Below are 14,815 nucleotides of genomic sequence, written 5' to 3' on the forward strand. Positions count from 1 at the left end.
GGCCTAGATGCGAAACAGAGTGCCGGAGGCCACGCGCCGACGATGGACCATGGCCGCTGCCGGGACGTTCGTCGCATCGGTCTTGGTCGTTGCGTCTAGCGCTGACGCAGGCCCCGTCGAGCAGACCCTCTCCCCGACCTCCGCCGTGAGCACCCAGGCTGATCGCGCGGCGACCGCGTTGGTCAGCGAGATGACGCGCGATGAAAAGCTCGAACAACTGCTCAACACCGCGCCGGCCATCCCGCGGCTGGAAATTCCGGCCTACAACTGGTGGACCGAGTCGCTGCACGGGGCCTTGGGGCCCCTGCCCACCACCAACTTTCCCGAACCCATCGGCTTGGCGGCGACCTTTGATCCCGCCATGATCCAGGATGTCGCCAGCGCGATTGGAACCGAGGTTCAAGGCCTGCACGCCCTGGCGCGCGAGACCGGCCGCATGGGGCGCATCGGCACGGGCCTGGACACATGGTCGCCCAACATCAACATCTTCCGCGATCCGCGCTGGGGCCGGGGCCAGGAGACCTATGGCGAGGATCCGTTCCTGACGGCGCGGATGGGCGTGGCGTTCGTAGAGGGTATTCAGGGTCCGGACCCTGAGCGCCCACGTGTTATCGCCACGCCCAAGCACTTCGCGGTTCATAGCGGCCCGGAGTCGACCCGACACAGCGCCAATGTCTTCGTCTCCCGCCACGATCTCGAAGATACCTACCTGCCCGCTTTCCGCGCCGCGATCGTCGAGGCGCGCGCCGGGTCGGTGATGTGCGCTTACAACCGGATCGACGGGCAGCCGGCCTGCGCGAGCGATCTTCTGCTCAAGGAGCATCTGCGCGGAGCCTGGGGCTTTAGCGGTTATGTCGTGTCCGACTGCGACGCGGTCAAGGACATCAGCGACCATCACAAATACGCGCCCGACGCGGCCACCGCCGTCGCCGCGGCCATGCGAGCCGGCGTCGATAACGAGTGCAACGGCGCGACCTTGACCGACACGGACGGTCTGGCGGGCCGGTATCGCGAGGCTTTGGATCGTGGCCTGATCACCGTGGCCGACATCGACAGGTCGCTGGTGCGTCTGTTCTCGGCTCGGTTCCGGATTGGCGATCTCCCGGCCGCCCCGGCCAGCGCTTCGCGTACATCCGCGAGCACGACCGTCTTGACGTCCGAACACGAGGCGCTGGCCTTGGCGGCGAGCGAGAAGAGCCTCGTCCTGCTGAAGAACGACGGTGTCCTTCCGCTCAAGCCTGGCCTGCGCATCGCGGTGATCGGCCCCTTGGGCGACGCCACGCGGGTGCTGCGCGGCAACTATTCCTCGTCCTTATCAGCCCCGCCGATTTCGGTCGTCGAGGGTTTGCGACGCGCCATGCCTTCGGCGCAGGTCAGCTACGCGCCGTTCGGGGCCTCGTTCACCGACGGCGACCGCGTTCCGGCCACGGCCTTGCGTACGCCCGACGGCAAGCCGGGCCTGTTGGCGCGCTATTTCAACACCGTCGAGCCGCCACCCATGCGCTTCGCGCCGGGCGCATTCGGCGAGGCCGTCGCAAAGATGCGCTATGCCGAGCAGCCCGTGGTCACGCGCGTGGAGGCGGACGTCGCGGCGCGCAGCCTGGATCTGGCGACGGTGTCGGACCACCACCGCGTAATCTGGACGGGCTATTTGGTCCCGCCCGAGAGTGGGACCTACCGCCTCGGCCTGAGCGGTTTCAACGGAGAAATGACTCTAGACGGCAAGCCGTTCGCCGATCTTCGCAAGGCCGGTTGGGGCAGCTTGCCGACGATGAAGACCCTGAGCCTGGAAAAGGGCCGTCGCTATCCGATCGAGGTGGTTTCCGAATCCCACGTCCTGTCCGGTGTCAGTCTGGTGTGGAAGCGTATCTCCACCAATCCATCCGCCGAACTCGACGCCGCCGCGGCCAAGGCCGACGTGCTGGTGGCGGTCGTGGGGCTGACCTCCGATCTGGAGGCCGAGGAATCGCCGGTCGAAATCCCCGGCTTCAAGGGCGGCGACAAGACGACGCTCGACCTGCCCGCCGACCAGCAGGCCTTGTTGGAGCAGGCCAAGACCCTAGGCAAGCCGCTGATCGTCGTGGCCCTGAACGGCAGCCCTCTGAACTTCGCCTGGGCCAAGGACAACGCCTCGGCTCTGTTGGAGGCCTGGTACCCTGGCCAGTCCGGCGGTTTGGCGATCGCCAATGTCCTGTCCGGCAAGATCAATCCGGCCGGGCGCCTGCCGCTGACCTTCTATCGTTCGGTCAGCGATCTGCCATCCTTCGATGACTATGCGATGGCTGGGCGAACCTACCGCTATTTCGCCGGCGCGCCCGTGTATCCGTTCGGCTACGGGCTCAGCTACACGGCGTTCGCCTATAGTCCTCTCAAACTGGAGCCGGCGGCCGGGGGCGCGGGCCAGGGCCTGCGGGTGACGACAACCCTTCGAAACACGGGGGGCCACCCCGGCGACGAGGTGGCGCAACTCTATCTGAGTTTCCCCCAGACGCCCGGCACGCCTCGCCTGGCCCTGCGAGGCTTCCAACGCGTGGCGCTCAAGCCGGGCGAGACTCGCGAACTCATCTTCACGCTCTCGCCACGTGACCTCAGCTCGGTCGATCTCGACGGCAGGAGGCGGGTCGCTGTGGGACGCTACCGCATCAGCGTCGGCTCGGGACAGCCCGACACCGGCCTCCCAGGCGAGTCGGCCGACGTTTCGGTCGATGAAGCCGTTGCGGTGCCAAAATAGCCTCCCGTCAACGCCTTGGCCGCCGAGTTGTGGCGCGGCCTGAAGCCAACCCAACTGCCCCAACCGAGACCGACTGGATGACGATGCGGATTTTCCTGAGCAGCCTGATTATTGGCCTGAGCCTATCGACAGCGAGCCTGGCCGCGCCGAGGTTGGATGGGGCGATCGGCGAGCACGCCGTGCTGCAGCGCGACCAGCCGCTCGTTGTGACGGGCCAGGCGCGCGCGGGCGAAACCGTCAGCGTTGTCCTGGCCGGCCGATCGGCCCGCGCCACAGCCGATAGCCAAGGGCGGTTTCGCTTGATCCTGCCGCCCCTGCCCGCTGGTGGCCCGTATCAGATGCTGGTCTCCGCGCAGAGCGGCCAGTTGTTCGTCGATGACCTGATGATCGGCGACGTCTTTCTCTGTTCGGGCCAAAGCAATATGGAACTCGCGGCAGAGCAGGCCCAGAACAGTTTTCAGATCGCGGGGGCGGCCGACGCCGATTTGCGGCTTCTGACCGTAGCCAAGCAGACGGCCACGGCGCCGCGGGCCCGCTTCGAGACGCCGCCGGTCTGGACGGCGGCGACGCCGCAGTCGATCGCCAGGTTCTCCGCCGTCTGCTTCTACACCGGCCAGGCTCTACGCAAGACCGTCAAGGCCCCGATCGGATTGATCCACGCCAGTTGGGGCGGATCGCGCATTTCAGCCTGGATGGCGCCCGAAGGGCTTGCCGCCGCCGGCATGAAGCCCGAAGCCCAGACGCTGGCCCTCTACAACCGCGACGCGGCCGCCGGCGACGCCCAGGCCGGCGCGGCGTGGGAAAGCTGGTGGCGAACCCAGGCGCGGGTTCAATCCACCGATGAGCCCTGGCGTGCGGACGGCCGCCTGGACTGGCGCGCGGCGCCCGGCGTCGGCTATTTCACCCGCTGGGGCGTGGTGGCGCTGTCCGACTATGTCGGCATGGTCTGGTTCAAGAAGGAGATTGACCTGACCGCCGCCCAGGCCCGTCAAGGCGCTGTCCTGGCTTTGGGCGCGATCGACGACGCGGATCGGACTTGGGTCAACGGCGCTCCGATCGGGGGCGGCAGCATCGCCAGCGCGCAGCGCCGCTACCGGGTGGCCCCAGGCGTGTTGGTCGAAGGCCGCAATGTCATCACTGTCAATGTCGACAACGTCTATGCCGAAGGCGGCATGACGGGTCCCGCCAGTGAGATGCGCCTGCGCTTCGACGATGGCTCCATACTCCCGTTGGACGCCGGGTGGCGATACGCGCTGGGCGGCCGGCCCAAGTCCAACGCGCCCCGCGCGCCCTGGGACGACATCAACGGCGCGGGCACGCTCTACAACGCCATGATTGCACCCCTGGGCGAGACCGCGCTCCGCGGCGTGGCCTGGTACCAGGGCGAGTCCGACACCGACCTGCCAGGCTATGATCGCCGGCTCGCGGCGATGATGGCCGATTGGCGAGCGCAGTTCGGCGCGCCCGACCTGCCCTTCGCGATCATCCAGCTGTCGGCCTATGGGGCGACCGCTTCGGCCCCCACCGAAAGCGGCTGGGCGCATTTGCGCGATATCCAGCGTCGCGTCGCCGAAACCGATAGGCGCGCTGCGGTCGTGGTGACCCTCGATCTGGGCGATCGCCTCGACATCCATCCGGGAGAAAAGCAAGAGGTGGGCCGACGGACCGCCCGAGCCCTGCGCGCCCTGGCCTATCAGGAGGCTGTCTCGCCGTCGGGTCCTCGGATTCGCTCGGCGCTCCGCGACGCCGGCGGCGGGGCGACGCTCTCCTTCGCGGACGTCTCGGACAGCCTGACCATGCTCGGCGCCGATGCCGCCATCGGTTTTGAGCTGTGTGCAGCGACTGGCTCCTGTCGCTACGCCAACGCCAAGGCTTCCGGCGATCAGGTCGTGATCATCGGCGACGGCAAGCCCGTGACGCGCGTCCGCTACGCCTGGGCCGACAGCCCGACCGTCAACCTCTTCGACCGCGCCGGCCAACCGGTTGGACCCTTTGAAATCACCGTGCCCTAAGCGCCTCAGGCGCGGCCGAGCCCAGCACGACAACACGCCATGACAGGGAGAAACAGCATGCAATCCATCCGCTCAACAGCATCCGGACGCCCGTCCCAACCCTTGCGCGCGCGCCTGGCCGCGATCGGCGTGGCGCTCGCCTGCAGTCTTGCCACCGGCGCTCAGGCGCAGGACGACCGGATGACGCCCACCGCCATCCCCGCCCAGCCGAAAGCCATCGTTTTGGACACCGGCCCCCTGCCTGGAGCGACCGCGCCGGAGGCCTGGCACAGCCAGTACAAAAGCCTCTTCGCCCGCAACGTCACGGTCGCCACCCTCACCCCGTTCCTCCCCGATCCCACCAAGGCGACCGGCGCGGCCGTGATCGTCGCGCCCGGCGGCGGCTTTCGCACGCTGTCGATGGAGAACGAGGGCTGGGATGTCGCGCGCGCACTCGCCGACAAGGGCGTGGCGGCCTTCGTGCTGAAATACCGGCTCAACCCAACGCCCGCGGACATGCCCGGGTTCGAGCGCTCCATGAGCGAGATGTTTTCGGCGACCGCGAAGGGGCCGCGACCGAGCCCCGAGGCGGCGATGGCGGGCCTGGCCCCGCAGATCGCCGATTCCCGCTCGGCCTTCGCACTGGTCCGTGGCCGCGCGGCCGAGTGGCGGATCGATCCCGACCGGGTCGGCATGATCGGCTTTTCGGCCGGCGCCATGCTGACCTTGGCGACCACCTTGGCGGGCGATGACGCCAAGCCGGCCTTCATCGGGATCATCTACGGCCCGCTGTCTCCAGTCGCGGTTCCGGCCGATGCGCCGCCGATGTTCGTCGCCTTGGCCGCCGACGATCCGTTCTTCGCCAACAGCGGTTTTGGCCTGATCGACAGTTGGAAGGCGGCCAAGCGGCCGGTCGAATTCCACCTTTATGAGCAGGGCGGGCACGGCTTTGGCATGTACCCGAAAACCACGACCAGCACCGGCTGGTTCGACGCCTATGTCCGCTGGATCGGCATGCATGGGCTGCTGGATCGCAAGCGCTGACGGCACACGCCTGAACAAGACTGCGGACGGGGCCGTTTCCAGTCAGACCCGGGCCGCCGCTCAATGGTCGGCAGGGTGCGGCGAAGGCCGAAGATTCTGTCGATCTCAGCCTCTGAAACGGAGCCTTCCGCCATGACACATAATTTGTTCAGGCCTAGCCTCGACCGTCGACGCCTTCTCATCGCCAGCGCCGGCATGGTCGCGGCGCCCTACCTTCTGGGCGCCGCGACCATGCCCGAGGCGGTGATCATCGAGACGGCGGAGGGCCGGTTGCGAGGCTCACGGTCCGACGGAGTCGACGTGTTCCGCGGCGTGCCCTACGGCGCCAGTGTTTCTGGCGCGGCGCGTTTCCTGCCCGCCACCGCCGCCAAGCCCTGGGCCGGCGTGCACGATGCGACCCGGCTTGGCCCGCCCTCCTTGCAACACCCCGATACCGTCTATGGACTGAACGAGCCTGCGCCCGACGAAAACTGCCTGGTGCTCAATATCTGGAAACCCGCCGGCGGCGGGCGGCGCCGTCCCGTGATGTTCTACAGCCACGGCGGCGGCTACACGACCGGTTCGGCTGGCAGCGCGGCGCAGGACGGCGGCCAACTGGCGCGCGACCACGACGTCATCGTCGTCGCGACCAATCACCGTCTGGGCCTGTTGGGCTATCTCTATCTCGGTGGATTGGGCGGAGAGCCCTATGCCGGCTCGGGCAATCAGGGCCTGTCAGACATCGTCCTGGCGCTGAAATGGGTCGCCCGCAACATCACCGCCTTCGGCGGCGATCCGGACAATGTCATGATCTTTGGCGAGTCCGGAGGCGGGGCCAAGACCGCATGCCTCTACGCCATGCCTTCGGTCGCGCCGCTGTTCGCCAAGGCCGCGATCCAGAGTGGTCCAGCGGTGCGGATCGGCACGACCGAGGCCGCCGACCAGACCACCCGCATGCTGCTGGACGAACTGGGCTTGGCCTCGACCGATTGGCGGCGCCTGCTCGAGGTTCCTGCCCCTCGGCTGCTGCAAGCTCAGGACGCTTTGGCCAAGCGTGCGACTCGAACGAACCCTGAAGGTTGGCGGGGCATCCAGGCGGTAGGCCCCGGCTGCTACGGCCCCCTGGTGGACGGAGCCCTCCTCCCGCACCATCCTTTTGATCCAAGCGCCCCGGTTAGCGCGCGCGACAAGCCGCTGATCGTCGGTTGGCTCGACAACGAGGCGGCGTTTTTCGCCTGGAAAGGCAATGACACCGCGGCCTTCTCTCTCGACGCGGCCGGGCTCAAATCGCGGATGACCGCAGGCTTCGGTGAACGGGCCGACCAGATCATCGACACCTACCGCGCCAGCCGCCCCGGCGCGTCAGACACCGACCTTTATCTGGCCATCGGAAGCGAACGCAACATGGGCGCGGGCTCGATCGTCACGGCCGAACGCAAGGCCGCTCAGGGCGGAGCGCCGGTTTATTATTACAACCTGGCCTATCGTTCGAACATCAAGGCGCCGGGCACCGACTATGAACTCGGCGCGATGCACGCCAGTGACATACCGCTGGTGTTCAACACGGTCGGCCCGCCCGACACCCTGGCTGGGAGCCGTCCCGACCGCGTCCAAGCTGCCCGCAACACCAGCGCCTTTTGGGCGTCGTTCGCGCGCGACGGCCGGCCATCGGCCCCAGATCAGCCAGCTTGGCCGCCCTACGAGCTGCAGCGTCGCGAAACCATGGTGATTGACGCGACCTGTAGCGTCGTCGCCGATCGATACGGAGCTGAACGGCGCCTATGGGATGCGATTGAACGCCTCGATGGCCGAAAACCACCCTTAGCGTGACCTTACGGGCGACCGCAGCGTCTCAAAAAATACTCCTACAAATAGACTTTGGCGGTTCGCAACTCTTGACCGCATCGAATTTTCAATCTTACCGCTACCTCTGCGGAACGCCGGTAGGCGAAAAGATGTCGGTAAGCCGCTGCAAATCGGACGGTGCACGGCCAGGTGAACCTGGCGCCGCATTGGCTGGCCGATAGCCGTGGCCGGACGTTCGACCAGGCGGTCTGCCCTCAAGGCGCGCTCTGCGACGAGGGCCTGGCGCCCAAGACTATCACCACGCCCGAATACCAGGGCATGGCCAACTACGCCTACCACCTGGACGCCGGCAAATTCGCGCCGTTCCTGCAGAAGCACTGCACGGAAAAGCTTGGCGTGCGTCATGTGTTGGCCGATGTCGAACGGGTTAATCTGAGCGAAACGGGCGACATCGCCAGCATCACGACTTCGCAGGCGGGCGACGTCGTTGGGGCCGGATCATCGACTTCCTCAAGCTGCACTATGTGCTGACGAAGCGGACCGACAGCGCGTTCTGGCGCGACAATGTCGATCCGGCGAGCATCCCTGAGCGTCTGCAGAAATTGCTGCGCCTCTGGAAGTACCAGTCGCCGGGATTTCTCGACGAGTTTGACCGGCTGGACGAGGTGTTTCCTGCCTCGAGCTACCAGTACATCCTTTATGGCATGGGTTTCCGCACCGAGGTCGAACCCTTCAACACTGTCGCGGCGCAGGCGCTGGCGTCTCGGTTCCTGGGCGAGGCGGAGGTTCTTACCCAGCGTATCGAGCCCTGTCGCCCGGTGGTGCTGCGCGGCCTCGTCGCCGACTGGCCGGTCGTTGAGGCCGGCGCGCGATCGCCGGCGGCTTTCCGCGACCATGTTTCCAGATTCGACACCGGCGCCCCGATGGAGGCCTTTGTCGGGGCGCCTCAGATCGCTGGAAAGTATTACTACAGCGACGACTTGGCGGGCTTCAATTTCGAGCATCGGCGCATGAGCCTGTCCCAGGCTTCTCAAGCCAGAACCCCATGCCGTTGCTGGGCCGGACGACCGGCCAGCGGATTTGGCTGGGCCATGCCTCCAACGTCTCCTCCCACTACGACACCTTGGACAATCTGGCCTGCGTGGTGGCCGGGGCAAGGCGTTTCACCCTCTATCCGCCGGAGTTGATCGGCGAGCTCTATGTCGGTCCCATCGACAACACCATGGCCGGCCAGCCAGTCAGTCTGGCCGCTTCGTCGCCGCCGGACAACGCGCGGTTCCGCCGGTTCGCCGGGGGTGCGCGACCAGGCGCTGATCACGGAGTTGCACGCCGGCGACGCGCTCTATCTGCCCAAACTGTGGTGGCATCAGGTCGAGGCGACGGCGCCGTTCAACGGCTCGGTAAACTACTGGTGGGACGCCTTCGCCGCGGGGCCGGACTCGCCTTACACCAGCCTCCTCCTGTCGATGATCGCCGTGAGCGAAAGACCGCTGGAAGAACGTCGAGCATTGAAGGCGCTCTTCGAGCACTACGTCTTCCGCGAAAACGGTCATCCCGTCAGCCACTTGCCGCCAGAGCGCCGGGGTCTTATCGGTCCGCTCGCGCCCGCCAACTACGGCCGAATTCGCGCGAGAGTGGTGCAGCTTCTCCGCGGCAACTAAGCGGGATCAGGTGGCTTGCGAAGCAACGCTAGAGCATTTTTCGAGCGAAGTGGTGCCGATTCGCGTGAAGAAAAATGCGTCAAAACAAAAGATTAGAGCTCACGGCCTGACGCAGTCAGGTCGGGAAATGCCCTAGACAGATGGCCGGCGCCGCCTTGCGTCGCCGGCCATGACGTCAATGAGCACCAAGAAGCGGCCTCGTCAGGTTTCCCTTTGCGGCTCGCCTAGGTCCGATAAGCCCGCTCAACATATTCGAAGCTGTCGAAATCGGCTGACCGCGCCGTGCCCGCAAGATCTTGACAGGCCATGCCGACGAAGGCGCCGGTGAAGTTGGGCGCGCCCGGGGCGGTGGCTTCGTCCGACAGGGTCGAGGCGTCGAACACCTCCTGCAGCCAGGTCCATGCCTCGCCGTCCAGGCTGAAGGCGAAGCGCAGGTGCTCGAAATCGACCTCGACCCGCAGGTGGACAAGGCTCGCCTCGGGCAGTGGAATAGGCATGGTGAAGGCGTCGGCTTGGGGGCTGTCGGGCAGAGCCGACATCACCTGGATGTGGCGCCCGTGCTCGTCGTCGCGTGACACGTAAAGATAATGGAACTTGTTGGCGCCGTAATAGCAGATCAGCCCCGCCGCCTGCTGGAAATGCTCGGGAACGAAGTCCAACACCGTCTGGGCGGAGTAACAGTGGGCCTGCTGGCGGCGGGCGACCAAGGCCTGGCGATACTGGCTGCCGATCGTCTCGCGACCGAACAGGCGTAGCCAACCGGCGCGCGCGGTCAGGCTGAACAGCTCATCTGGGAACGGCGAACGCAGCCACTGGAAGTCGATCGGCAATGTCGGAGCGTCGAAGACCGTCCGGGTGGGGTCCAGCGGGAACGGCGCGGGCGGCAGGCCCGGTCCGGGCGGAGCTAGTTCGGGTTCGCTCGACCCGTCGCGCGTGCGCAGCCAGCCGTCGGCGCCCCAGACCATCGGCTGGATTGCAGTCTCTCGTCCGAGCGTGCAGCGCCCACGATTGGGCAAGGGGCGGCCGCAGAGGTAAACCATCCAGGTCTGACCATCGGACGCCTCGACCAGGTCGGCGTGCCCTGCCCTCTGCAGCGCCGCGTGCGGCCGATCCCGAGCGGTCAGGACTGGTCCGTCGGGATGCAGCGCATAGGGCCCTTGAAGCGCGCGTGACCGAGCCATGGTCACCGCGTGACCAAAGCCCGTGCCCCCCTCGGCCGTGACCAGATGATACCATCCGCCCCGTTTGTAGAGATGCGGCGCCTCGGTCAGGCCTAGCGCCGTGCCGGGAAAGATTAGCTTGCGCGCGCCGACGAGCACCTGCGCCGTCGGGTCATATTCCTGGGCCACGATGCCCGCGAAGTGGTTGCGGTTCGGCCGATGGTCCCACAGCATGTTGAGCAGCCACTTTCGGCCATCGTCGTCATGAAACAGCGACGGGTCGAAGCCGCTGCTGTTTAGGAACACCGGGTCGGACCACGGCCCTTCGATGTTGTCGGCGGTGACAAGATAGTTGTGGAAATCGCGTAGGCTGGCGCCCGAGGCTCCCGACACCGTGGTGCGGCCATAGCGCTTGACGTCGGTATAGATCAGCCAGAACCGACCATCGGCATGGGTCAGGCACGGCGCCCAGACCCCGCAGCTGTCGGGCGCGCCCAGCATGTTCAGCTGGCTTGGCCGGGTCAGAGGTCGGGTCAGCAGCCGCCAGTTCACGAGGTCTCGCGAATGATGGATCTGAACGCCGGGGAACCACTCGAAGGTCGAGGTGGCGATGTAGTAGTCCTCGCCCACCCGCACGATCGAGGGGTCGGGATTGAAACCCCGAAGGATTGGGTTCGAGATCGCGGCTTGCGGCATGGGACGCTCTATAGGGCGGAAACGGTAACGGGCTTGGAGGTTGGCGACGCGCCCGGGTCGCGAACCAGGATCCACAGCAGCGTCGCGCCTGCCAGGTCCAGAACGCCCAGGGCGACGAAGAACGGATCATAGCCGACCGTGGCGACCAGGCTTCCAATCAGCAATGAGAAGATCAGCACCCCCAGATTGGCGAAGAACCCGGCCATGCCGGCGACGGTCGCCACCGCGTTGCGGCGGAACAGGTCCGACGACAGGGTGATCACCGTCACCGACAGGGTCTGATGCGCAAAGCCGCCCAGGCACAGCAGGGCGATGGCGACATAGGGGCTTTCAACTCGCCCGACGAACATCATGCTGGTCATCAGCAACGCGCCCAGCGTGAAGGCCCCACGCCGGGCGTTGATCAGGCTGACCCCGCGCCTCTGCAGGAACAGCACCGCCATGGGGCCAAACAGGCAGCCCAGGTCGGCCGCCACGAAGGGCAGCCAGGCGAACAGGGCGATCTGCTTCAACTCGAAATGCCGGACCGTGACCAGGTACAGCGGGATCCAGAACGACAGGGTGCCCCAGGTCGGGTCGGCCAGGAACCTCGGCAGGGCGATGCCCCAGAAATTGCGCTGGCCAAGGAGACTGAGCATCGAGGGCCGCGTCCCGGTGTCCTCAAGATGGCTCTCCTGGCCGGCGGTGATCAAATCGTGCTCGGCGTCGGACAGCGCCTTGTGCTTGTCAGGCGCCTGATAGGTGAAGAGCCAAAGCACCACCCAGGCCAACCCCAGGCCGCCGGCCACCACGAAGGCCGCGCGCCAGTCCCAGACCAGGATCGACCAGGCCACCAAGGGCGGCGCCAGCACCGAGCCCATCGAGGCGCCGATGTTGTAGACCCCGCCGGCCAAGCCGCGCTCCCGAGCCGGAAACCAGGTCGAGACCGCCTTCATGCCCGCCGGATGCGCGCAGCCCTCGGCGACGCCCAACGCCCCGCGGAGTCCCAAAAGCGCCTGCCAACTGCCGGCCAGGCCATGGGCCATGGTGATGACCGACCAGGCAGTGGCGAACAGCGCGAAGCCGAGCTTCAGGCCGATGGAGTCGAGCACATAGCCGCAGAGAGGCTGCAGCATGACGCCCAGTTGGAAGGCGCCCGTGATCCAGGAATATTCCTTTGGGCCGATCTGCAGCTCGGCCAGCACCGAGGGCGCGGCCACGCCGAGGGTGCTGCGCGCGAGATAGTTGATCACCGCCCCCAGCATCACGAGCCCAATCATCCACCAGCGAAGGTTTCGGATCTTTCGGCTCATGGCGTGGGTCCACGTCGTGTCGATCGATCGACCGGCCTTCGCGCCTCGCGACCGGACGACGGACTAAGCGTTAGGCGGGTCACGCGGCCCTCGCCCGCGCCTTGTCCAGCCGCGCCATGGCGTAGAAGACCAGCACGCTGGTCACCACCAGCACGGCGGCAAGGGCCAGCATCGGCGCGAGGATGCTGCCCGTCGCATCTCGCACCATCGGCACGAGGTTCTGGGCGATGAAGCCGCCAAGATTACCGATCGCATTGATCGCCGCGATACCGGCCGCCGCCCGCGGCCCGCTGAGAAAGCTTGGCGGCAGGCTCCAGAACACCGGTTGGGCCGCGAAGATCGCCGGCGCGGCGAGGCATAGCATCGCGAACTTCAGCGTCGCGCCGGGCACGATCACGCTCAGGACCAAGGCCAATGCGCCCAGCAGGCAGGGTCCGGCGATGTGCCAGGCGCTGGCGCCATGTCGGGCGGCGTGGCGCGGCACCAGCCAGAGGGCCACGGCGACCAGCAGCCAGGGGACGACATTGATCAACCCATTGACGCTGTTGGAAACGCCGAACGACTTGACGATGGTCGGCAGCCAGTAGCTCAGGCCATAGGCCCCCAGCGGCATGCCGATATAGAGTCCTGCCAGCATTAGAACGCGAGGGTCGAAGATTGCCTTCCAGGCGCCGCGATGGTCGTCAACCGCCCCGCCCCGCTCGGCGTCCAGCACCTTGGCCAGCCAGACCCTCTCGCCTTCCGGCAGCCAACGGGCCTGGGTCGGACCATCGGGCAGGCGCCACAGCACATAGGGCGCCAGCAGCACGGCCGGAACGCCGGTGACCAGGAACACCCACTGCCAGCCCGCCAATCCCAAGGTCCCGTCCAGGTCCAGCAAAAGGCCGCCCAGGACCGCCCCGACCGCGTTGGCTACGGCGCTGGCGATCATGAACAAACCCACCATCCGGGCGCGATGAGCCTGCGGATACCAAAGGGTCAGGACGTAGAGCACACCTGGGAAGAACCCTGCCTCGGTGACTCCGAGCAGGAACCGCAGGACATAAAACATCGTCGCGTTTTGGGTGAACCCGAGGGCCAGGGTGACCAGGCCCCAGGTAAACATGATCCGCGCGAACCAGACGCGGGCGCCTATCCGGGCGAGGATCAGGTTCGACGGCGCCTCGAACAGGAAGTAGCCAATGAAAAACAGCGACGCGCCAAAGCCGTAGACCGCCTCGGTGAGGCCCAGTGCGTGGACCATGTCGAGCTTGGCGTAGGATACGTTCTGCCGGTCGATATAGGCGATCAGGTACATCAGGCAAAACAGCGGCATCAGCCGCTTGGTCACCCGCCCCACGGTGGCGCGCTCGATGTCGAGAGCCGGATCAGGCATGCGATGACCTCTCATGGGTTTTCGCGCCCGCGACCTGGGTGCGTTGTGGCGGAGCTGTGGACTGACGCTCGATCAGCGTGTGGTCCAGAACGTAATCCGCAGAGGCTTCGGCCGAAGGCTCGGCCGATCGCAAGGCGCGCATCAGCCGCTCTAGGGCCACCGCCGCCATCTGCCGCACGGGCTGGCGCACTGTGGTGAGCGGCGGCCAGAGCGTGGTGGCCACGGTCGTGTCATCGAACCCGACCACGGTCAGGTCGCGTGGCACGTCGAGATGGCGGCGGTGGGCCACCGACACGGCCGCAGCGGCCATGTCGTCGTTGCTGGCGAAGATCGCGGTGGGCGGTGGGTTGTTGTCCAGCAGCTCCTCCGCGGCGCGCAGACCCGAAACGTAGGTGAACGCCCCTTGGGCGAGGAGGAGTTCGCCCCCCTCGACTGCGGCGATCGCCGCGCGAGCGCCTTCGAGGCGCTCGGCGCTGGCGGTCTGGTCAGGGTTTCCGGTGATGAAGCCGATCCTCCGATGGCCAAGATCCAGCAGAAGCTGGGCCATGGCCTGGCTGGCGCGGCGGTCGTCGATTCGGACGCTGATCGCGTCGCTCGGCGGGCGTCCCGCGGCGACCACCGCGACCGGGAGATGGGCGGCGCGGAGGATATCGCGCAAGACGGCGGATTCTCCTAGGGGCGGCGTCAGGACCACGCCGTGGAGGCCTGACCCCAGCAGTCTTTGCAACTCGTGGGTCGACAAGGCTTGGCCGCTTTCACCTCGCACCAGGATCAGCCGCGCTCCGGCGTTGGTGGCCTCCTCGAACACGCCGATCAGGAAGTCGCTCATAAACGCGGCGCTGGGATTGGCATAGATCACCCCGATCCGCAGTTCGCCGGCCATGACGAGATTGCGGGCGGCGAGGTTCGGTTCGTAGTTGAGTTCCTGGAGCGCGGCCAGGACCGCCAGGCGCGTCTCTTCACGCACGCTGGTGACGTCATTGATGACTCGCGACACGGTCATGCGCGAGACGCCGGCCAGTCGCGCCACATCGACGATGGTGGCGCCTCGGGCGCGGTCTGGCCTGTTCAATGGACAAC

The 14,815-nt window shown here is 66.6% G+C and carries 10 protein-coding genes and 1 pseudogene; 7 read left to right on the forward strand and 4 right to left on the reverse strand.

Annotated elements, in window-relative coordinates; genetic code table 11:
• Positions 1-145: 145 nt before the first annotated feature.
• The 7 genes and pseudogenes from ACP694_RS08615 (at position 146) to ACP694_RS08645 (ending at position 9,212) form a co-directional block, all read left to right on the forward strand.
• Complete coding sequence (locus ACP694_RS08615) at positions 146-2,731, forward strand: glycoside hydrolase family 3 C-terminal domain-containing protein (RefSeq protein ID WP_426011713.1); 2,586 nt, start codon at positions 146-148, stop codon at positions 2,729-2,731.
• A gap of 77 nt (positions 2,732-2,808) precedes the next feature.
• Positions 2,809-4,743: a sialate O-acetylesterase gene (locus ACP694_RS08620; protein ID WP_426011714.1), complete on the forward strand. Its 1,935-nt coding sequence runs from the start codon at positions 2,809-2,811 to the stop codon at positions 4,741-4,743.
• A 57-nt stretch (positions 4,744-4,800) separates the two neighbouring features.
• On the forward strand, positions 4,801-5,766 hold the full coding sequence (locus tag ACP694_RS08625; protein WP_426011715.1) for an alpha/beta hydrolase: 966 nt from the start codon (positions 4,801-4,803) through the stop codon (positions 5,764-5,766).
• Between the two features lie 132 nt (positions 5,767-5,898).
• Positions 5,899-7,575 carry a carboxylesterase/lipase family protein gene (locus ACP694_RS08630; protein ID WP_426011716.1) on the forward strand — a complete coding sequence of 559 codons (1,677 nt, stop codon included), beginning with the start codon at positions 5,899-5,901 and terminating at the stop codon, positions 7,573-7,575.
• A gap of 153 nt (positions 7,576-7,728) precedes the next feature.
• Complete coding sequence (locus ACP694_RS08635; protein ID WP_426011717.1) at positions 7,729-8,082, forward strand: tryptophan 7-halogenase; 354 nt, start codon at positions 7,729-7,731, stop codon at positions 8,080-8,082.
• Positions 8,076-8,782, forward strand: a pseudogene (locus ACP694_RS08640) (cupin-like domain-containing protein); the annotation flags it as partial. The gene ACP694_RS08635 and the pseudogene ACP694_RS08640, both read left to right, overlap by 7 nt.
• 64 nt (positions 8,783-8,846) lie before the next feature.
• Positions 8,847-9,212: a cupin-like domain-containing protein gene (locus tag ACP694_RS08645; RefSeq protein WP_426011840.1), complete on the forward strand. Its 366-nt coding sequence runs from the start codon at positions 8,847-8,849 to the stop codon at positions 9,210-9,212.
• A gap of 224 nt (positions 9,213-9,436) precedes the next feature.
• Here ACP694_RS08645 and ACP694_RS08650 read toward each other — a convergent pair whose 3' ends face one another.
• From ACP694_RS08650 to ACP694_RS08665, 4 genes are all read right to left on the reverse strand, one after another.
• A complete protein-coding gene (locus tag ACP694_RS08650) occupies positions 9,437-11,068 on the reverse strand; it encodes a glycoside hydrolase family 43 protein (protein WP_426011718.1) in 1,632 nt (543 codons plus the stop codon).
• A gap of 8 nt (positions 11,069-11,076) precedes the next feature.
• Positions 11,077-12,360 (reverse strand): MFS transporter, encoded by a 1,284-nt coding sequence (locus ACP694_RS08655; protein ID WP_426011719.1) that lies wholly within the window; start codon positions 12,358-12,360, stop codon positions 11,077-11,079.
• Between the two features lie 79 nt (positions 12,361-12,439).
• The gene (locus tag ACP694_RS08660) at positions 12,440-13,735 is read right to left on the reverse strand and encodes an MFS transporter (RefSeq protein ID WP_426011720.1); all 1,296 of its coding nucleotides are present in this window, start codon (positions 13,733-13,735) and stop codon (positions 12,440-12,442) included.
• Positions 13,728-14,807, reverse strand: coding sequence for a LacI family DNA-binding transcriptional regulator (locus tag ACP694_RS08665; protein ID WP_426011721.1), 1,080 nt, complete (start codon positions 14,805-14,807; stop codon positions 13,728-13,730). Before ACP694_RS08665 ends, ACP694_RS08660 begins: the two co-directional genes overlap by 8 nt.
• Between the last annotated feature and the right edge of the window lie 8 nt (positions 14,808-14,815).

Origin of the sequence: Caulobacter sp. DWR2-3-1b2 (assembly GCF_049896345.1) — a bacterium.
Classification (GTDB): Bacteria; Pseudomonadota; Alphaproteobacteria; order Caulobacterales; family Caulobacteraceae; genus Caulobacter.